Source organism: Candidatus Similichlamydia epinepheli (assembly GCF_003056015.1).
In genome coordinates this window covers 1-19,708 of sequence record NZ_PPEU01000010.1, presented here as the reverse complement: position 1 = coordinate 19,708, position 19,708 = coordinate 1, and the positions used below count along the sequence as shown (strand labels likewise).

The window sequence follows — 19,708 nt, the reverse complement described above, 5'->3', positions numbered from 1 at the left end:
AAACGTTTGCACTGGAAATGAGGACTGTTTCCTTAGGAAATGATCTTGCTTCTACGTTTCTAGGTGGTGATCTCTTGGAGCTTCTTCTTGAATTCCTAAATGCTAGGGAGCAAGAGCTTCAAGTCAAACTCATTAAATAAATATTAAATTCGCGCGTTGACCGGATAAGCATTCTTTAAGCGAGTTGCGTCCGGTCTTACGTCTTTTCCCAGAAGACACATTAGACACGTTTCGCAACATAACGAACATTATCAGACGTTGAATTCAACTTCCAATTAGTTTAGGCCACCTTTCTTGAAGGAAACCCTCTTTCTATGTTTCTTTAGGTAAAGTGAGCTCCCTCATCTGCAATGGACCCTACCTCTTCCGTCCCTCTGCATTCTCTCTATACATATTTTGACCAAGCCCGCCTTAATCTTAAGCTTAAAAGTAAATGATATATGTCTGTCGCGCCTCCTTCTTCATCTTCTTCTAGTGAATCACCTAGAGTGAATCTTAGTTCTGGAAAATCGTATTACAAACCAGTTAAGGTTAATCGTCCAAATCGTACTAAAAAAGATAATTGTGTATGCCGAGTATTCACCCGAATAGTCAGGGCAATAAAAGGCAAAAAAGGCAAAACCAAGAAGAAAGGTACCAATAAGAGTGCTCTTGCCAAGTTAAGATCTCGCGTTAGTGATCTTTCAAACAAAACTGCAAAGAAAATATCTGAGCTTCGGGCTGCCTTTTCTCAGCAGAGTGAAGTCACAAAAAAATCTATATTTCGTCATTCCATTACAACAGCGGCATTTTCTTTATCTTTGGTTTTTCAACAAGTAGCAGAGATTAGCGCTGTTAGTGGGAAAAGTATGGGAGATCTTGGTCTTGGAATAGTTGGTCTGCTTTTTGAGGTCTGCAATATAGCTCAAATGTCAGTGCGTCTGACATCTTTCTTGAAGCTTTATGCAAAGTCTAAGCGAGATCCAGGATCTCTTAGTGCAAACGAAAAATTAAAACTTCAAGATAAGCTTAGACTTTCCAATATGGTTCTTGTCGCCTCAGAAGTTTTGACAAGCTTAACGGGTGCATTATCTCACGTATTTCGTATAGCAGGATTGTTCGTCCCAGGGTTGTCGACTTTTGTAATAGGTTTCACGTTATTAAGTTCTATGCTGTCTACAATCAATGCAGTTACCACCTTAGTTAAGGCATTTAAAGATCCAGAAGTTTCCAAAAAAAGATTGGCTGTCATGGCGCTAGTTGTTGCCCTCAATGCCCTTGCAACATGCGCTTTCTTGGCCCAGGCTATTCTTTCAGTCTCTCCTACTCCCCTTTCCATGGTGGCAACGTTTTCCTTTGCCCTTTTACAATTTCTCTACGTTGCACTTCAGGTTCATGGATTAAAAGAGAAGGTTGAAAAAGACGTTTCTAAAAGTGAAAACAAAACAAGTGGAAATCAACCCAAGCCACCTAAACCTCCAGTACCACCTAGACCTGCTTCGCTTTCAGGCAACACCAGCCCTACTCGGCCCACTAGTCCATCCAGAACTAGTAGACCACAAATCACTAGACCATCGCACCCACCACCTCCTGTTCCTACTTAAATTCTTTTGTAGTTTGCCCAGTAAAGCAGACATCTAGACTTTATCAGCCTCCTATCAAATTCAATCTCTATTGTGTCTTGTTCAAGTTTTGACTGCCTTAACTTAGGAGTTATATGATTTCTGTTCTGCCTGTCGTGTATAGAACAAATGGTGCTCTTGTCACTATTTTAAAGAAAGTTCGTTCCATTTGCACTTGCCACTGCAAAAAAAATGTTATTAAAAATTCTCAAGTCGTTTGTTCAGTTGTAAAAAACACTCTTAAGACTTTAGAACCTACAATGCGACAAGCACATACAACAATTTCTTTGATGAAAGAACACTCTATCATCGCGTTAAAAGGCTCTTCAGGGGCCCTTGTTAAGGGGTCCTATTTTATTTTTGCGGTCCCTGCCTTTATTGAATTTAGTAATCTTTCATTAAGACGATGGCAATACGTTACAATAGAAAAAAAGGTAAAAAAATGTAGAAAAGAACTGCGAGAATGCAAAACAGAAGAAGATAGAGCCGCTGTATCGAGTAAAATTCAAGAACTTTTAAAAGATCAGAAAGACGCTTATTCTAAAATTTATCTACTAAATCTTTTTGCAACTATTGCACAACTTATCACACGAATTGTTGCGGCATTGAAGAAAAACGGAGCTGTTATACCTCTGATTGCAGCTTCCATCCTAGAGGCAGTCGCGGCTTGTTTTCAGCTTGTAACAAAAATTGTTGACTTAGTAGATGCAATAAAAAACAACAAAGGAAGAGTTGCAATCCTTCAATCCGTTGCCGATATTTGTATTGCTCTTACAAAGATTTTAAAGCCAATCCTTGTCTTTGTCCTTACAGCAACAGGATTCGCCCCTCATGTCTTAATTGTTCTTTCCATGATTGGCTGTGCGCTAAGCTTTTTTCAATGTATCAAATCAACTCTTTCCATGATTTCCAGTTCATGCGTGACAGGGACTATGAAGGTTGAACTAGCCTTGCGGTGGATAGTTTGGATCTTTTCTCTTGTTGTCGCTTTGACAGGGCTAGTCGACTTCTTGGCTATTTTCGATGTATCACTTTCACGCGCGTTGCTGGTTATGAATATTGTCCTAACTTTATCCCACATACCTATACTTGGACTTGTCTTTCATAATCAAGCGCAAGAGGCAAAGAGAATTGCTTCAGCATAATGACGCTCGAACTGATTTGCTCTTTATTGAGCTAGCTGAAGAGACAAAGCAACGCACTCTAAAAAATCTTTTTTTAAGTAAAATGGATCACGTCCTTACTGCCTATGTCACGAGGGATTTGTTTTGATAAAGTCTGCGCGTTGGACTATTCCATTCGTAATAGCATGCCTTCTTGTTCATTGGATTGCTACTTATAAGCCTAATAAAAATCGTCTTGTACTTTTTGGCTGGCCAAACTGTTTTTCTGCAGACGTGCTACACGACTTTGAAAAAGAGTTTCATTGTGAAGTAGTTTATAGTCTATTTGAGAACAATGAATCGATGTATGCCAAGACTAAGAATTCTATAGACGATTACGATATCGTTTTTTGTTCTTCTTACTTCATTGAACTCATGCATGAGCAAGGATTGATCATGCAGCTTAATCGAAGCAGATTGAAAAATCTTTCTTATATTGATGAGTCCTATTTGGAATTTTCTCCTGATCCAGCCATGACCTATAGCATTCCGCAGATTATTGGGATTTTGGGTATTGGATTTGATGAAAAGAAGGTTTCATCTGTCCCTGACAGTTGGTTTGTGTTCTCAAAATGGAAACAATTTAAGGGTAGAATGACACTTCTAGATGATCCCAAAGATGTTATCGGTTCCGCGCTCCTTTCACTTGGATACGAACACAATTCTACAAATCAAGATGAACTACAACAAGCTGGTGACCTTATTCTCGATTGGAAAAGAAATATAGCAACTTTTTCTAATGAGCCGTATATCGGACTTGAATCAGGTGAATTTGTGGTGTGTCAGGCATATCTGGGCGAGATTTTGAAAACAAAAAGAGTCAATAATGACATAAACTTTGTTGTGCCCAAGGAAGGATCCTCTATCACTTTCGATAATTTAGTTATACTAAAGCGGTGCAAGAAGAAAAATTTGGCCCATGCTTTCATTGATTTTCTATTAAGACCAGAAAATACAGCCAGAAATGTCGAGTTTCACTGTGGATTCGTGCCACACAAAAAGCTTGGATGCTATGTCGATCCAAAATTCATTCAAACATTTAATTTGCACTACTCTAAATCAGTCGGCAAAAACCGACATCCAACAGTTTCCTGGTTGCGAGAGAATGAGAAGTTCTACCTTTCGACATGGGAAAGAATCCTATCAGATATCTCATGATTGATATTCACACAAAAACGGAAGGAGAGGGATTCGAACCCCCGTACACGTTGCCGCGTAATCTGATTTCGAATCAGACGCATTCGACCGCTCTGCCATCCTTCCCTGAATTCTGAAAATGAAACTTTTTATTCTATCTGTCCTTCTGTCTTAGGGGCAAGTTCCTTCTCCAAAAACTGAATGATTTGAGACTCTTGGATACGAACTTGTTTCATCGAATCTCGGAAACGAATTGTTACGCACTCATCTTCTAACGATTCTATATCAACAGTGATGCAAAACGGTGTTCCAATCTCGTCGTGCCTGCGGTACCTCCGTCCAATTGCGCCCTTTTCATCATATTCTATATCCCACTTCCCAAGACAAGATTTGTATAAATGGCGCGCCTTTTGTCTTAATTGTTCATGCCCCTCCATAAGAGGGAAAAATGCACATTGAATTGGGGCCATCCAAGGTTTAAACCTGAGAACAGTTCTTCTATTGCCGGAATTCACTTCTTCTTCGTCATATGCATCGCAAAGTATAGCGAGAATAGTGCGATCAACTCCAAAAGAAGGCTCTATGACATGTGGAATGTAACGTCTATTGGTTCTCTGGCAGAAAAAAGAAATGTCTTTCTTGGTTGCCTGAGCATGTGACATCAAATCATGATCTCCCCTGTATGCTAGTCCACACAGTTCCGACAAGCCAAATGGAAATGCAAAAAGAAGATCTAAATTTTTAAGAGAGTAATGAGGCAATTGTTCTTTTGGTATTTCTTGAAATTGATAAGAACTTACCCCTATCAGCTCGTACCAAGACTCAATTTCCTTTTTCCAATGAGAAAAAGTTTTTTCCCAAGATTCAGGAGGTATGAACACCTCAATTTCCATTTGTTCGAATTCAATCGTGCGAAAAATGAAATGTCCAGGGGTTATTTCATTGCGAAATGCTTTACCAATTTGTGCTATTCCGAATGGTGGTGTCTTGCGCATTGAAATCAAAGTCTGAAGATAATCTAGAAAAATACCTTGAGCGGTTTCTGGTCGAAGGTAGACGAGATTTTTGCCAGAATCGCTTTTGGATAGACTGGTCTGGAACATTAAATTGAATTGTTTTGCTTCTGTGAAATCTTTCTTCCCGCAATGAGAGCATGACACATCTATTTTTGACCAAGTTTCCTGTAGATCTTCTATACTCATCCCTGAGACTTCAATGCCTTTTTTTTCGATGAGATGGTCTATTCGGAAGCGATAATGGCAAGCTTTACAATCAACGAGCATATCATGAAAGCCTGAGACATGCCCTGAGGAATGCCATACTTCTGGATGTAACAGAATCGGAGAATCTAATCCCACTATGTCATCTCGAGACTGAACAAAACGATTCCACCAAAAATCTTTAACCTTTTTTTTTAAAAGGCATCCGTAGTGTCCATAGCTATATGTGTTGGCAAACCCGTCGTAAAGATCAGATCCTGGGAAGATGAGTCCCCTTCTCTTGCACAAGGCAACAAGTGGTTTCAATGTTTTTAGAAACATGGCGATACCAAGCAAGAAAAACCAGTGCGCGAGTTTATGTTTCTTCAATTATTTTGTGGTACAAAAACAAGTTTCTAACGATCATTTGTTCGTTTCAAATAAAGTTACATAACAATATGTTTCAGTGATCTGTTTAGTCCGTGTAGATTCAATGGGCCGTATTTTCATTCGGTCATTTTTTGTATTTTTTGCTTTTATTCGGATGCTTGATCGTTTGAAAAACTATATCGTTTTATTATGAATCTCTCGATCCATATTTATGACCATATTTAGTTGCCGTTTGTTTTTTGATGAGTAGCAGGGATGGGGGTTTCCCAAAGACAATCAAAAGAAATTTGTTATTTTTTCTTCTGGAGTTTGAAGATTGTACACGGCTTTTTTTATCAAAAAGAGAATAGAAAAGATATGCTATAACATTGGGTTGCTTGTTATGATCTTTTGGAGTATTGGATTTTTCGTTTCCATGTAGATCTTACCAATAAAGAACGGTCCAATAATAGTTATGAAAGCGATTTGTTATCGGTGATCTTTCTAGATGATGTGGACATCGACAAAGTAGGGATGAAATGTTGAAGTTACTGTCTTTAAAGAACTATTTTGCTTGCTTGTTCCTTGTGTGCATTTCTGGAGTTTTGGTCGCAAGTGAGTTCAAAATATCATCAATTAAATTGAAAGGTGTTGATGATTGCTGCTCGGAAGATGAGATGTCCTCTTACTTGTCTGAGATGAATAGTAAACCTGGCGAAAGGTTTGACCCTGTTGTACTGAATGACGATATCAAAAAACTGTCTTCTGTATTCGAGAAATTGATACCTGAATTTTTTGTAAACGAAGATGGTCTATCCATAGTTTTTCAAGGTAAACTTCGCCCGTTCATTCGATCTGTTCGTGGAACTATTTCAGGAAATAGAGAACAATTCTCTAAGGAGGAATTCGATAAACAGTTTCCTGTCAAAGAAGGTGATCGATTCGATAAAAACAAGCTCCTCTGGGAGTCGAGAAAGGTAGTCAAATACTTACAGTCTAGGGGCTATCTCAACGCTAAGGTGGAAATCAGCGAGACTCCAGTCGGAGAAGAGGCAGTAGATCTTTTTGTTAAAGTAAACCTTGGTACTTTTTACTACATTAGATCGATAAAGGTTATAGGACTTCATGATCGCTACCTTTCGGCATTTTCATCAATTCGTCTCTCACAGAAATATGATCCTTTCTCTTCGTTCCTTTTTCATATCGGTCTTTACGATCAGAGAAAAGCTGAACAAGACAGAATCAACCTTCTTTCTATTCTAAAAAATGATGGTTATTCAGATGCCCAAGTTATATTGCATCCTTTTGAATATCAAGATAGTGGCGCAATTACATTAGTTTTTGAAGTTTTGCAAGGATCTAAATACTCTATTAGAAATGTTCAACTTCCTTCTGATGACCCGTTCAACGTCAATGATTTATTAAAGTGTTTTGGAGTTTCTCCTGGGCGAGTGTTTTCCCCTGAGGCGATTCGACTCGCAGTCTCTAGTATCGAGACTCTCTATGGTTCTCATGGATTTGTTGAGAGTGAGGTGCACATAGATCAAATATTGACAGGGGAAGAAGATCTTACATTTGATTTGACTGTCTTGATTGATCCAAAAGAAAAATTAAGGATTGGAGACATTTCTATTCGTGGCAATGTCTTAACGGACCCGAACTTCATCATGGATCAATGTCCTCTAGCCAAAATGGATTATTTTGATGTTAGCGAGATGAAGAGGCTGGAGGCAACATTGATGCAATCTGGTCTTTTCGAATACGTTCGGATATTCGCTTCTAGAGAACCTTTTCAAGAAGATCCGTTTTTGCGTGAACTTATAATTGAAGTGAGGGAGCAACCAACAGGGACTCTATCAGTTGCATTTACATATGCTTCTGAGTCTTCCTGGAAAGGAACTTGCGAAATTCGGGATCGACATTTCAATGCTATGGGTCTACTCAGCGTGGGAGAGAAAGGTATCACAGCTCTCAGGGGCCAAGGTGAAACAGTCGGATTAAAGCTCTCAGCTGGAAGGCAATTTTTTGACATACAAGGAGATTTTTTTAAGCCCCTTCTTTTTCGCTCGAAATGGGGCTATGGATTCGATTTTATTATTCAACAATCGTTTTCTCCTTCAGAAAATGTCCGTATTACTAAAAAGACTTTTTCTAATCGTTTTTCTCGCATGTTGGGAAATCATACCAGTGTCTCTTTTCAACATAGAGCCGGTAGTGTTCAGTCTTTTCTAGACGATTCTGAGGAAGAAGAGGAAGCATCGGATCTTGTTAGGAGAGAGATTGAGAGTGATTTCTTTGTGCAAGGGTTTGGAGCTCAACTTGCGTTAGATCACACTGTAGGTTATGGATTTTATCTTTCTGGTTGGAAAGCGTCATTTCTTGGGGAAGTTCTGTTCACTTCGAGTCAACATCTTAGGTCTCATGTTGCAGGTAAATTATATGCAGATGCATCAGCTTACGTCCCTTGTATGAAGGGTGTTTTTAAGTTATCGGGTTCTTTTTCCACTTTGTCCTTAATGAAGGGTTCATTTGACGATTTCCCTTATCCAGAAAGAATATTTACCGACCACTTAACTACACCACGTGGATGGAGAGAAAGAAGCCTTGGGTTGACAATTGTCGACGAGGACAACATTGTAACATCTTACCCTAAAGGTGGTGATTGCTTGCTTGCCTGTTCATCTGAGTACAATGTTCCAATTAATGAAGGATTATCGGTTTTTACTTTTTCTGACTTTTCCTATTTATCTTTGGGTGGGTCGACTATGACACCAGTGCGAATTGGACAGTTACAGACATCGATTGGTTATGGCATACGTGTTCGGTCTTTTATGGGAATGCCGTTAGCAGTAGGGTTTGGGTATCCTTTGATCCAATCGGGTCGAACGAGTGATCTCTCAAACTTTTTTTTCTCGTTAGGCAATAGTTTTTAATTTGAGGGAAATATGGACTTTTTTAAGAAATCCTCAGCAGTTATCGTTTCTGTTGTGGCCTGTTCTGTTGGAGTATATCTTTATCTTACGCACGTCCCTAGTGGAGGTTGTCCATTGAGACGTCTTATTGGTATAACAAAAAGTTATCAAGAGGATCTCTCATCGAATGTGCAACCTTCAAAGTCAATGGTAGAGTCATCTCATTGTCCTATTGGGGTCTTAAATTTTGAATCGTGTGTGACTGGCTCTCGTCATGGTCAAAGAGGAACGGGTTTACTGGACTCTGCAAATCAAAAAATGAGAGAAGAGCTGAAGGATATAGACGAGAAGATCCAGTCACTTCAGGATAATTTGCAGGATGAAAACCTTAAAGAGACCATGACCGAAGAGGCTCGAAATGAGCTGCAAAAAGAATGGATGTCTTTAAGAAGGGCTAGAGATGAGCGTGCCGCTTATGGAAATAATAAGCTTTACCGATTGCAGATGGAGCTAGTTCAAAAATTAGGTGAGATGATCACTAAGGCTTCTTCTAAAGTTTGCAAAAAGTTTGGATTGAAGCTCCTAGTGAGTAGTGGAGCCACTCACTATCACGAAGAGTCGTTAAACCTTACCAATGAAGTGATTGTTGCGTTGGACGAGATGGAAGATTTCGTTTTAAGTAGTGAGTCGACTACAGAGGAAGAGGAATCTTCAAGTCAAGTCAAATAGAGGGTAAAAAGTTTGATTAGGGCAAGCTCATCTCTATGCCCTTATCTTTCTTGTGAGTAGCGGTTTGATTTGAGGATCAAAGTTGTTTATCCTTCCAGTTTCAATGCTGACAGCCGCTGTTTCATTCGTTTTGTTAGCAGACGTAACCTGCACAAAGTTCGAAGTAAAGTCACAACTCCCCTTCTCCTAGTAGATGCGTTGATCTTATCCAAGAGCGATCTCAATCAGATCAAGTAGAAATTAATAAAGAAAGCTACGACTCTTCGCTATCATCTTCCGGAAGAACAGAAAGGTGAACCGTTGTTGAAGTTTGACCAAATTTCAAGGCAATATCAAACTCGCCTAACTCTTTGATAGGTCTAGCCAGAACAATAGATTTCTTATCAACTTGAAATCCTAATTCTTCGAGCTTAGAAGATATATCTTTAGCTGAGACTGAACCATACATATGTCCATCTTGATCTACTTTGACGTGCGTAGAAAGGCTTAATCCAACCAAACTGTTAACCAAGACAGTCTCTTCAGCCAACTCTCTCTCAGCACGAGCTTGCCTCTCTTGACGTAACCTATCTTGCCTACGAAGAGATAAGCGATCAGCTATCAGTGCCCTCTTTCTCATAATGAGATAAGTCGCATACCCCCTAGCAACAGTCGCTACATCTCCAGAACGACCAAGACATTTAACGTCTTCCAAAAGTAAAATTTTCTTTTTAGCAGACATGTTTCAGCTCCAAAATCACAAGACTAAGTATCAATCTTCAGCAACATAAGGAAGAAGAGCCATGTGACGAGCACGTTCTATGGCACGAACAAGCTTACGATGCATTAGTGCACATACACCGGTAATGCGACGAGGAAGAATTTTACCTCGTTCAGTTACAAACTTAAGAAGTGTCTCGGTGTCTTTGTAGTCAACTTCCGTTCTCTTAGCAAATGTGAAAGGACACTTTCTACGCTTCTTCCCCGAGTCCGACGATCCACTTCCCCTTTTTTTTCTACGAGCATTCATATTATGTCTCACCCACCTGACTGAGCCAAAGGCTCAAACTCTAGTTTATCTAGAACCTTCTTCGCGGCAAACGTAGCCGAACGAAGAAGATCCTCGTTGAAATGGTACTCACGCCACATATCGGCAACATGATTTGTGCCAATCGTAAAATATACTACGTGATAATACCCTTCCCTTTGACGATTGATTTCGTACGCCAAACGACGCTTACCCATTTCGTGAAACTTAAGAATCTCACCACCTCTAGACACGATCCCTTCTTTGATCTTATCTAAAGCTTTTGCTCGAGCTGCTGAACTAAGAGATGCCCGTATGATATAGACTCCCTCGTATAAATTTTCTCTCTTTTCTCCCATAAATCTACTACCCGTATTTCCCTAGACTTCTTCACCACACCATAACCACTTCTGGAAAAGAAGCAGCCCTTTTCGGACACCTTTATCAATCGCCTCTCTCTGATTTTCCGGTATTTTATCCAAAACATAATCAGAAAGATTGTTATTCCTACAACTCGGCCGTCCCGCTCCAATCCATAGAACAAAGAAAAGGTTGGACCCTAACTCCTTCGCGATATTCTTAATTCCGTTATGTCCTCTCATGCTTTTTGCGAAACGAATTCTCGCCTTTCCAGGTGACAAATCGACATCGTCAGCCACAACAAGCAGGAAAGGCATAGGAACACTCCCTCTCACTTGCACATGTTTCTTTAAGGCGTTAAATACAACTCTACCAGAAACATTCATCTCGCTCATTGGCTTCAAAACACGAAACTGAATCTCTGCAGAAACCAACGCGGAAGAAAAAGCAGCGGCAGCAGCAATAGGACTTCTCCCGTAAATTCTAACAAGTTCGTCAATAAAGGCCGAGCCCATGTTATGGACTGTTCCATCTAAGCCTGGGTTCCCCAAGCCGACAACGAAACGTTCCATAGAAGTCAACGCTTAGCTACAACAACTGCAACCTGATCAAGGTCAGTAAGAGGAGACACATTGTCAGGAATCACTAGAGATGACAGACGCATAGATTTTTTCATTTGCAAACCAGAAATATCCAACTCAAAACAACTTGGAACGTCATCCGGTAAACATCTAATTCTCACCTTGCGTATCACCTGTCGTAATATACCACCTTGTTTCAACCCTACACACTCCTCACTACCACGAAGAAAAACGGGAATATTGACTGACACAAGTCGAGAAGACTCAAGCAAGCAGAAGTCGAGATGCAAAATTGCGTAATCAATAAAGGAATGCTGAATTTCTTTTATTAATGAGTGAAACTGATTCCCATCCTCATCGATAAGCAGAAATCGTAACGAAGAGACACGGCCTTTGTGAAGTAAAAAACATTTTTCCACCTCTTGACGGCAAGCAGAGATAGCTTCTGATGAAGCCCCCCCCGGACTGTGAAGAACACATGGTATTCTTCCAGAAAGACGTAAATTTCTAAGAAAGCCTTTGCCTTTCAACGATCTTTTTTGAATGCGTAGCTCTACGATGTCCATACGAAACTCAACCCAACGGGACCCTCTAATAAGTCAGGACCTCTGCTCAAATAACAGTGAACCTAGATCTAAAAGCCTGGGGCGGAAGGATTCGAACCTACGAGTGGCGGTACCAAAAACCGCTGCCTTACCACTTGGCTACGCCCCAACAAAACAAAGAAATGAAAAAGATCTTATACCTGGGGCGGAAGGATTCGAACCTACGAGTGGCGGTACCAGAAACCGCTGCCTTACCACTTGGCTACGCCCCAACGAAGAATCGCTTTTTCATCCTTGCTAAAAAAAGAAAAACACCCGCGCAGGTTATCAAAATAAGCTTTATTTGAGCAAGTTGCGTATGAGGAACAACGTGCAAAACATCCCTATGGTAGATGTGGTTTTATAACTTTAATAAAAGATATTTGGGTTAAGTGTAGTTGTCAAAACAGAAAGTAGTAGATCAATTGCATGCTCTACTCAATCCAGTCAAAAGTTTAATCGCATACCAGCCTTTATCATTTTACATACATCCATAAAAGGATATTCACCATGAAGATTCTACATGTTTCATCTGAGCTATATCCAATTTGCAAGGTTGGAGGGTTAGGTGATGTTGTGAGGGCGCTTGCAAAAGAACAAGCAAGCCATGGAAATGAAGTTTTGATTGCAATTCCGTATTATTCTTTTATGGAAGAAAAGCAGTTTTCTTTTTTCCATTCTATTAAACTATGTAAATGGGAATTGAATCTTGAGGCTTGGTCAGGAGAACAAGATGGCTGCAGGTTAATACTTATTCGAGATCTTGCTCCAAGCAAATTTTTTGATCGTAGAGTGATTTATGGAGAACATGACGACACTAGTCGGTTTTGTTGTTTCATAACTGGCATTATGCATCTTCTTATGCAAAGAAGAGATCTTATTCCAGATGTAATCCATTTGCACGATTGGCCAGCGTCTTATGCAGCACTTTTCAAACATATAGGTGAACTTAGCAGAATTCGTTTCGTTTTTACGCTACATAATCCAGAAGGGCAGGGAGTTATTGATCTATCAACATTAAATCATTTTTGTTTTCCGATGCATAACACACATGCTCCAACTATCAATGGGTTGGCTGAAGCCGTGAAATTAGTTGATTATGTTACCACTGTATCAGAACAGTATAGTCGTGAGATTCAAGAAGAACCAGCAGGCAAAGGTTTATCACATTTGTTCAAAAAACGTGCTGAAGAAGGTAAATTACGCGGAATTTTGAACGGACTAGACCTAGAAGTGTGGAATCCTAAAACAGATACATTTTTACCTTGCCAATACAGTAGAGAGACGCTTTCTTTTCAATCTTCTAAACGTCCTATTCAAAGGGAAAAAAACCTTCATTCTCTTGTAGAGCAGTTAGGAATAGAATGGAGATCAGACAAGCCATTCGTTTGTGCAATATCAAGATTAACTTGGCAAAAAGGGTTAGATTTACTTGAAGAGGCCTTTAGATGGGTCATTGAACAAGGGGGCAATTGCGTCTGTTTAGGCATTGCATACGACGATAAGGTTCGCGAACAAATGAGTAGAATAGATAGAGATCTTAGGCCTTATGGATGTTGGTTAAATCAATACGATGAATCTCTCACACACAAAATTATAGGCAGTGCAGATATCTTTATTATGCCATCTATTTTCGAACCATGTGGCCTCACACAAATGATGGCTTTGAGATACGGGTGTATCCCTGTTGTTCGACATACAGGAGGGCTGGCTGATACAGTCTTCGATTTTGATTTTTCTAATCGACCAGAAAAAGAACGAAATGGTTTTAGCTTTCATCATCGAAATAAGGATGGAATCCTGAATGGTATTGGCAGGGCTTTTGATAAGTGGAACCAAAGAGACGTATGGCACAAGTTAATATGGCAAGCCATGGGATTTCAAAGAGGATGGAAGGAAGCAACACACGACTTTTACCAAATATATAAAAACAACTAACAATTGTTTTTTTGAATTGTGATGACAAAATTTGCTTCCTAACTAAGTTTTAGGGACAAGGTTATGATCAAGAATGATTTCTACAATCTTCTCCTTAGGAACAGATGTGTCGGGTGATGCTAATGCAGCACGTCCCATATGACTAACTAAACTGGCTTGAATATCGTCTGGCAGATTTAGCATGCATCCTAGGAAAAAAGCTGCTGCTGCCGCGTCTCCGCACCCTATTGTATTAACAATCTGATCTTTTGGAAAAGGAATTGTACTATACATAGCTTTGTGATTAGGAGATGCGATGCAGAAGTCGTTTTCCGCGTTAGTTATCAGAACTTTGCCACCAGTTTTTAATGATTGTTGTATAGCCGTGGCACAATCACCAATATTAACTTTATCAGTCAACATTTGAGCCTCTTCCAAATTACAAGAAAACATAGAAATCATATGTAAGTTGTCCAGATACTCTCGCCTATGTTTTTTTAGAAAAGCACTCTTGCCACAGCTCAAGGCCACCAAAACACCTTCTTCAAACGCTTTTCTTACTATTTGAAGCGATACGGAAAATGGAAAGATATGACCGTCCATTAAAACGGCATGATAATCATGTAAAGAAGGTAAATTAATAATAATATCTTTCGGCAACCCCTCCTTATATGGAGTCGTTAGTAGGACTACTGGATCAACTTCCTGAGCAGTGTGAAGATATATAAGTCTTGGCGGAGTATAACTTGTTGAACAAAAGAACTTTTTATTGAAAAGATCGTTGTACAACTTATCAAGAACGGCATAAGAACTACCTGTGCCGTGAGATGTGGCAATATCTACCAATACCCCTGCTCGTCCAAGATGTTGGAGAGAATTCAGAAGAATGCTTCCAGGAGAAAATTTGGCGGATACACCACTCTTTTCAAGTTTACAAATAAGTTTGTCAAAATGGTTACAAGAAAGCTTATAAAGTGATCTCTCATGGAAAGGAGTCTGGATATCTTCGAAATAGTCTCGCAAAAAAGAGGTCCTATCTCTTTGGTCCATTGGCACGAAGCAATCGTACACAGGAAGGAAAAACCCAATTGCAGATAGCAAAGGAATATAAGACTCAATCACAATAAAAAATCCCATCTCTTGATAAAACAGACCAGTCTCTTAGAGAGAAATTATATCTAACAATTAATTATGAAGCTTCTTGATAAGATTCCACTCTCTTAGGACAGTACTCCTCAATCATTTTTAGAATTGATTTTCTTGGAAGATCTCCATCTTTTGATTTCATGCAAAGAGCTCCAAAATTGGATATTAAGTTGGCTGTTTCTGATGGCTTCAAATTTAGGCAGTTTGTTCCAAGTATAAAAGCTGCAAAGGCTACATCTCCGCATCCTATGCTGTTAATTGCACTTGTAGACATATCCAACGGAGAACCGATAGAAGGGCCATTCATACCATAGATGCAAAAGTCTTTAGATTGATTAGTTATAAGCACAACTCCACCAGGAGCCATTTTAAGTCGGAAAAAGTTGGCAGCATCAACTATATTTGTCTCTCCACTCAATAATGTGGCCTCATCTAGATTCATAGAAAGCAACGAAATCTTTGACAAGATTCCAAGATGTTTCTTCAAATGATCCTTAACGAAATTCCCTCCAGAGATATGCAAAGCAATAGGTACTCCGTCTAACTGAGCCTTTTCAATGATCCTATAAGTTGATGGAAAAGGCAATAGAAACCCTTCAAGAAAAACTAAATTGTATTTGCTGAACGAAGGAAAGAAAGAGAGAAAAGCATCAGAAAACTGTTTTCCTGCCCCAATAGTAGCAAATTCCGTTCTAGTCTCTGTCTTGGGATCATAAAGGCAAATCCACCTTGAAGGAGGGAGGGAACTGCTATCAAGATATTTATCATTGAAGGTGTATTTATAGACTCGATCTAATTTCTGAAATAGTGGATGTAATCCGTGGCATGTGCCAACACTGACGTTTAAACCAGCTTTAGAAAGACATCTTGCTGTATTGAAGCAAGACCCTCCTGGAGCGCCTTTAAAGCGAACCCCAGATTCCAAAAGTGCGTCCGAGATCTTTTCAAAAACCTTACTGGAGACACGATGATAACTCCCGACACTAAATTGGACGTCATTTTCAAGGCAAATCTCATTGAGCATGACACTCTGGTCCTGTTCAGAGATCGGAAAAATATAATCAATCATAGGTTGAAAAAAACCTAGAACTGAAATAGAAGAAAGCACAGATTTGATAATCATAATCTTGAATTCCTGAAAAACCGTAAAAGCAGCGGTGAAGAACGCACATAATAACTAAACAAAGTGGTCCACGACAAGAGACAGTTCAGGATGAAGAAATTAGAAATAACCATACGAAACATAGTTCTGGAGAGAATTTCTTTTTCAATCAAAATTTCACCAAAAAGAAACAGCAGAATTGAAATGCCCCACAACGCACTCTTCACTTTTGCCCTCTTATTAACTTGAAAAGGAATACCATTCAAAGCAGAAAGAATTCTTAAGAAAGAAACAAGTATGTCTCTCCAAAGTGAAAATAGAGGGATCCAAATAGAAATTGCAGACCGGCCTTGTGTAAAAGCAAATAAGACGGATAGGTGCCAAAAAGAGTCAGAAACAGGATCGAGAATCGCTCCAAATGGAGATTGACATTTCCATTTTCTAGCAAGAAGTCCGTCCAAAAAGTCCGTTATCTCACAAACGAAAACAAATAAAAAAAGCCCTAGTGCATTAACTTGAGTTAAGTAAAAAAACACAAAAAAGGGAGCCGAGAGTATTCTAAAGAGAGTTAAAAAAACACAAAGAAAAAACAAGCGACAACCTACCACTTTTCATGATCGCAAAAATGCACATGCTTTCGTAGCTTTACGAACGCTAATATATTTATGCAGAGAAGTCCAAACCCACATAAAGACATCAATAAGAACGCTTGTTCCGCTTCTACAAACGAGAACAAAAAAAGTAGAGTTCCTGCAATTATTTCGTAAACAAGTTTTCCTCTTTTAGGACAAAAAAACTTCGCTGATTCGATGCCCATGGCAAGAAACGCGATAATTGTAGAATACCCTAGCAGCACAAGTAAGACAGATATAATTTGTTTTGAATATGGGAGTACTGTTCCAAGTGCTGCCTGTACAAGGAAACTATCCGGAAGATCCATTTTCCAAACTCCTGTTACAAGAACAAGCAAGATACTAAGCGTACACACCCCAAAAGAATCGAATAAAGGTTCAAGCAAAACCATTTTTGCCTTTTCATAAGGTTTTTTTTGATTAGAGGAAGAGCTATAAATCATTCCGGAATAACCAATTCCAACATCAGTAGCATAGCAACCTTTTGCTAAACTCTGAGAAGCCGCAAATAAAAAACCAGCTCCAGTGCCTGTGAAGGCGGAAGATGTAGAAAAACACCCAGTAAAAATTTCAATAAATACACCAGGCAATTCGGCCCGAAAAACAAATATCACAATTAATGCCATGAAAAGATAGAGAGAAATCAAAAACGGAAGAGCCAAAATGGAGATAGATCCGATTCTTTTAAATCCACCTTGAGCAGCAACAAGAACTGCAATAAGTAAAGCACACGAGACTAGACACTTGGAAATACCCCATGCGTCAGAAATGGAATCACGAACAATGTTAAATTGATAGACCTCAATTCCATAAATGCAGGAAAAAAATGAAGCCAAGTAAGGTACTAAAGAGGAATGAAAGGCTACAGATAAATACGAAACCATTCCATTCGTTTTCCCTTTAAGCAGAATTGAAAGGTAAACCTCTACGTATTTTAAAAGTATTCCAAAAATTGATCCAATCCAAAACCAAAGAACTGCACCTGGGCCAACTGTTTTTATAAGCGAGGAAACAGCAACGACATTTCCAATTCCAACGGCTCCACCTACAGACGCAAAAAATGAATAAGCTAAAGTCCTCTCTTTGATAGAAAAAAGACTCTTTAAGCCAGAAGGTAAAGCTCTAAATTGTAGGAAACGTGATCGAACAGAAAAGTAAAGTCCAACAATCATGATAAGAGGAACTCCGACGTACCCCCATAAAATGGTATCCAACTTAACCAAATTCGAAAAGAAACACTCAAGTGCTGAGATCATAATAAAGAGCAACCGTATGGAGACAGATCAATTAGCCAACATTTTTAACAATCGATTCATTTTACAACTAGGTAAAAGATGCACAAATTCTTCAGATTTTTTCTGGTCATTCTACCGTGCAAATTGTCATTTGCAATGATTAACTTGGATCAAGTCCCTGCAAATCGTTTTGTGAGTTGTTTTTCTGCGTTCACTAATGAGGAGCAGTCAGATATTAACGAATTGATTAATGATACATCTCCTGAATCGAAAAGGCGTGTTCTTTTATTAGCAATTTTTCCTGTGCGTTGTTTTGGATGTAGAAAAGTAGAGCTAAAGCTAAAGAAAATTTTATCAAGGGAGGAGTTTGCTCCGTTGATTCAGATGCATACTATTCTTAGATGGGGACACTGTCTTGTGCATAATCCTAAACTTACAAAAAGTAACCCTAATCATTTTTGCCCATTTCTCTTCGCCATGGACACACAAAAACATGCGCAACTCATAAGACAAGAGTTGACAAAAATACAAGGCCCTTCAATCGATTTCTTCGATAAAATTCTTTGGGTAGTTTGCAATTCAAATAAGAGGGCTAGTAAAGAAAATATTCATTAGATGACGCTTGTCAAGCGGGGAGGTTCATGGTGGAACACCTTAGATCAAAATCATTTGTATTTCTTTTGTCGTTGATCGTTACTACAATGCAGTCCATGGCTCAGAGCAAATCAGCAGTTAAATACGAAATTCCGAAAACCTCCATTCAAGATCGATGCTTTTTGAAACTAGAGGTAGCTTCAAAATTAGCTCAAGAGGCCGGTAAAAATATCTTAGCTTTCATTTACCCAAGTCGAGACCCTGTAATCGAAGGGTTTTTATGTGGGTCATCATCCAATTTACTAAAAGAGTTGTCAGATGAATTCATTTTTTATGGTCTTGACGTTTCACCCGGAGTTTTGCTTTCCTGTTCGGAAAAAAGTTTTATTTTAGAGAAAATGCGAATTCTTAGGCTTCCTACTGTTCTTGTTATAGATCCTACGACTTCACGAATTTGCAAAAAAATAGAGCGCCCCAGAGAAGGCGCCCTAACAGAACAGGTCTTGATCGAAAGATTGAAGTCTATTATCGACGCCCCATTAGAAGAAGTCGAATAAAAATTTTTTCAGAAACTCACCTCAACCTTCTGATTAAGTTAGAGAGGCTTTTGCCTTTTTCTCTCACTTCACCGAAAGGGTCTAGCCTTTATGATTTTGGAATTTGTTCCGAACTGCTTTGAAGGAAGCTCAATGACGACAAACCCAGGTCCATCCCAGATTCCGGACATGATCAATAGATCCTGAACTCTACTGTCTAACGAAACTTTATTTGTGTCAAATTCGCAGAAAGAGACACATTTAGCTAGATTGCCAGAGGCAACGATATCGAATTTTTGTAGATCTGCGATGATTTTTTCTTTTGGAATTGAGTATCCATCATGCGAAAAAGACAATACAAGGTACTGATCGTTTGGATCGCATCTATCAAGTGCATGTTGCAAAATCTGAGACCCAGCCGCCCACGAAGGATAAGAATAGCCAGAGAGATTTCCTGAAGAAGATAGGTCAATGACGCAAGGACCTTTATTTAAAGATTGAATCTTCTCAAGCCTATTCAAAGATTCAATTATCACAGACTTTTCCAGAGGACTTACACGTTGTATTGCGGAAAGGTGGCTACTTACATCATCAGAAGGCGAGATGAAGCATTCTGTTGATGAATCAGTTGTAGGAGAAATTCTCCAAAGAGATCCCTGGAAAACAGGTTGCTCTTGATGAGAAGAGATTTCATCTAAATCGTCAGTGCCCTCATCAGACGATAAAGAGGAAGAAGCCTCTTCAATATTTTCTAAAGATCGTCTTTTAGTTTCAATAATTTCGTCAATATCTTCTATCTTGGCCTCAGCCTCCTTCTCTATAACTTGCAGCTTCTTTCTCTCGATTTCTTGTCTCCGCAAGGTGGATTCTAGTTCAGCAAGCTCACGAGCTTCTTCTTCTTGTCG

General features: G+C 39.3%; 19 protein-coding genes and 3 tRNA genes. 8 read left to right on the top strand and 14 right to left on the bottom strand.

Annotated features, from left to right (window positions below; translation table 11 throughout):
• The first annotated feature begins 440 nt into the window (after positions 1-440).
• From GCCT14_RS01215 to GCCT14_RS01205, 3 genes are all read left to right on the top strand, one after another.
• Positions 441-1,583 (top strand): hypothetical protein, encoded by a 1,143-nt coding sequence (locus tag GCCT14_RS01215; protein WP_108623872.1) that lies wholly within the window; start codon positions 441-443, stop codon positions 1,581-1,583.
• 113 nt (positions 1,584-1,696) lie between these two features.
• Positions 1,697-2,746, top strand: a complete 1,050-nt coding sequence (locus GCCT14_RS01210) for a hypothetical protein (RefSeq protein ID WP_108623871.1) — start codon at positions 1,697-1,699, stop codon at positions 2,744-2,746.
• Between the two features lie 123 nt (positions 2,747-2,869).
• Entirely contained in the window at positions 2,870-3,922 is a 1,053-nt protein-coding gene (locus GCCT14_RS01205; protein WP_108623870.1) for a polyamine ABC transporter substrate-binding protein, read from the top strand.
• A gap of 18 nt (positions 3,923-3,940) precedes the next feature.
• Here GCCT14_RS01205 and GCCT14_RS01200 read toward each other — a convergent pair.
• Positions 3,941-4,027: transfer RNA gene (locus tag GCCT14_RS01200), tRNA-Ser, on the bottom strand.
• A 23-nt stretch (positions 4,028-4,050) separates the two neighbouring features.
• Positions 4,051-5,442 (bottom strand): glycine--tRNA ligase, encoded by a 1,392-nt coding sequence (locus tag GCCT14_RS01195; protein WP_108623869.1) that lies wholly within the window; start codon positions 5,440-5,442, stop codon positions 4,051-4,053.
• A 566-nt stretch (positions 5,443-6,008) separates the two neighbouring features.
• On the opposite strand from GCCT14_RS01195, the gene GCCT14_RS01190 reads away from it, so the two are divergent.
• Together GCCT14_RS01190 and GCCT14_RS01185 are read left to right on the top strand one after the other, a co-directional pair.
• Positions 6,009-8,402: a BamA/OMP85 family outer membrane protein gene (locus tag GCCT14_RS01190; protein ID WP_108623868.1), complete on the top strand. Its 2,394-nt coding sequence runs from the start codon at positions 6,009-6,011 to the stop codon at positions 8,400-8,402.
• Positions 8,403-8,414: 12 nt separating this feature from the next.
• A complete protein-coding gene (locus GCCT14_RS01185; protein ID WP_108623867.1) occupies positions 8,415-9,110 on the top strand; it encodes an OmpH family outer membrane protein in 696 nt (231 codons plus the stop codon).
• A gap of 253 nt (positions 9,111-9,363) precedes the next feature.
• Here the strand turns inward: GCCT14_RS01185 and rplI are convergent, their stop codons facing one another.
• From rplI to GCCT14_RS01150, 7 genes are all read right to left on the bottom strand, one after another.
• On the bottom strand, positions 9,364-9,831 hold the full coding sequence (gene rplI / locus GCCT14_RS01180) for a 50S ribosomal protein L9 (RefSeq protein ID WP_108623866.1): 468 nt from the start codon (positions 9,829-9,831) through the stop codon (positions 9,364-9,366).
• Positions 9,832-9,861: 30 nt separating this feature from the next.
• Positions 9,862-10,119 carry a 30S ribosomal protein S18 gene (gene rpsR / locus GCCT14_RS01175; RefSeq protein ID WP_108623873.1) on the bottom strand — a complete coding sequence of 86 codons (258 nt, stop codon included), beginning with the start codon at positions 10,117-10,119 and terminating at the stop codon, positions 9,862-9,864.
• 8 nt (positions 10,120-10,127) lie between these two features.
• On the bottom strand, positions 10,128-10,475 hold the full coding sequence (gene rpsF, locus GCCT14_RS01170) for a 30S ribosomal protein S6 (protein ID WP_108623865.1): 348 nt from the start codon (positions 10,473-10,475) through the stop codon (positions 10,128-10,130).
• A gap of 21 nt (positions 10,476-10,496) precedes the next feature.
• A complete protein-coding gene (gene pth, locus GCCT14_RS01165) occupies positions 10,497-11,048 on the bottom strand; it encodes an aminoacyl-tRNA hydrolase (RefSeq protein ID WP_108623864.1) in 552 nt (183 codons plus the stop codon).
• A 5-nt stretch (positions 11,049-11,053) separates the two neighbouring features.
• Complete coding sequence (locus tag GCCT14_RS01160) at positions 11,054-11,623, bottom strand: 50S ribosomal protein L25 (protein WP_108623863.1); 570 nt, start codon at positions 11,621-11,623, stop codon at positions 11,054-11,056.
• A gap of 76 nt (positions 11,624-11,699) precedes the next feature.
• A tRNA-Gln gene (locus GCCT14_RS01155) sits at positions 11,700-11,771 on the bottom strand.
• A gap of 31 nt (positions 11,772-11,802) precedes the next feature.
• Positions 11,803-11,874: transfer RNA gene (locus tag GCCT14_RS01150), tRNA-Gln, on the bottom strand.
• A 277-nt stretch (positions 11,875-12,151) separates the two neighbouring features.
• Here GCCT14_RS01150 and GCCT14_RS01145 point away from each other — a divergent pair.
• Complete coding sequence (locus GCCT14_RS01145; protein ID WP_108623862.1) at positions 12,152-13,579, top strand: glycogen synthase; 1,428 nt, start codon at positions 12,152-12,154, stop codon at positions 13,577-13,579.
• Positions 13,580-13,621: 42 nt separating this feature from the next.
• Here the strand turns inward: GCCT14_RS01145 and GCCT14_RS01140 are convergent, their stop codons facing one another.
• From GCCT14_RS01140 to GCCT14_RS01125, 4 genes are all read right to left on the bottom strand, one after another.
• Complete coding sequence (locus GCCT14_RS01140) at positions 13,622-14,680, bottom strand: carbohydrate kinase family protein (RefSeq protein WP_157952446.1); 1,059 nt, start codon at positions 14,678-14,680, stop codon at positions 13,622-13,624.
• Positions 14,681-14,747: 67 nt separating this feature from the next.
• Positions 14,748-15,827 (bottom strand): carbohydrate kinase family protein, encoded by a 1,080-nt coding sequence (locus GCCT14_RS01135; protein WP_108623860.1) that lies wholly within the window; start codon positions 15,825-15,827, stop codon positions 14,748-14,750.
• On the bottom strand, positions 15,824-16,414 hold the full coding sequence (locus tag GCCT14_RS01130) for a CDP-alcohol phosphatidyltransferase family protein (RefSeq protein WP_108623859.1): 591 nt from the start codon (positions 16,412-16,414) through the stop codon (positions 15,824-15,826). Before GCCT14_RS01130 ends, GCCT14_RS01135 begins: the two co-directional genes overlap by 4 nt.
• Positions 16,408-17,694 (bottom strand): alanine:cation symporter family protein, encoded by a 1,287-nt coding sequence (locus GCCT14_RS01125; RefSeq protein WP_108623858.1) that lies wholly within the window; start codon positions 17,692-17,694, stop codon positions 16,408-16,410. Before GCCT14_RS01125 ends, GCCT14_RS01130 begins: the two co-directional genes overlap by 7 nt.
• Before the next feature lie 171 nt (positions 17,695-17,865).
• On the opposite strand from GCCT14_RS01125, the gene GCCT14_RS01120 reads away from it, so the two are divergent.
• Both GCCT14_RS01120 and GCCT14_RS01115 read left to right on the top strand, forming a co-directional pair.
• Positions 17,866-18,288 (top strand): hypothetical protein, encoded by a 423-nt coding sequence (locus tag GCCT14_RS01120; RefSeq protein WP_157952444.1) that lies wholly within the window; start codon positions 17,866-17,868, stop codon positions 18,286-18,288.
• A 26-nt stretch (positions 18,289-18,314) separates the two neighbouring features.
• A complete protein-coding gene (locus tag GCCT14_RS01115) occupies positions 18,315-18,824 on the top strand; it encodes a hypothetical protein (RefSeq protein ID WP_108623856.1) in 510 nt (169 codons plus the stop codon).
• Between the two features lie 68 nt (positions 18,825-18,892).
• Here the strand turns inward: GCCT14_RS01115 and GCCT14_RS01110 are convergent.
• A partial coding sequence (locus GCCT14_RS01110) for a hypothetical protein (RefSeq protein WP_157952443.1) occupies positions 18,893-19,708 on the bottom strand: 816 nt, incomplete at its 5' end.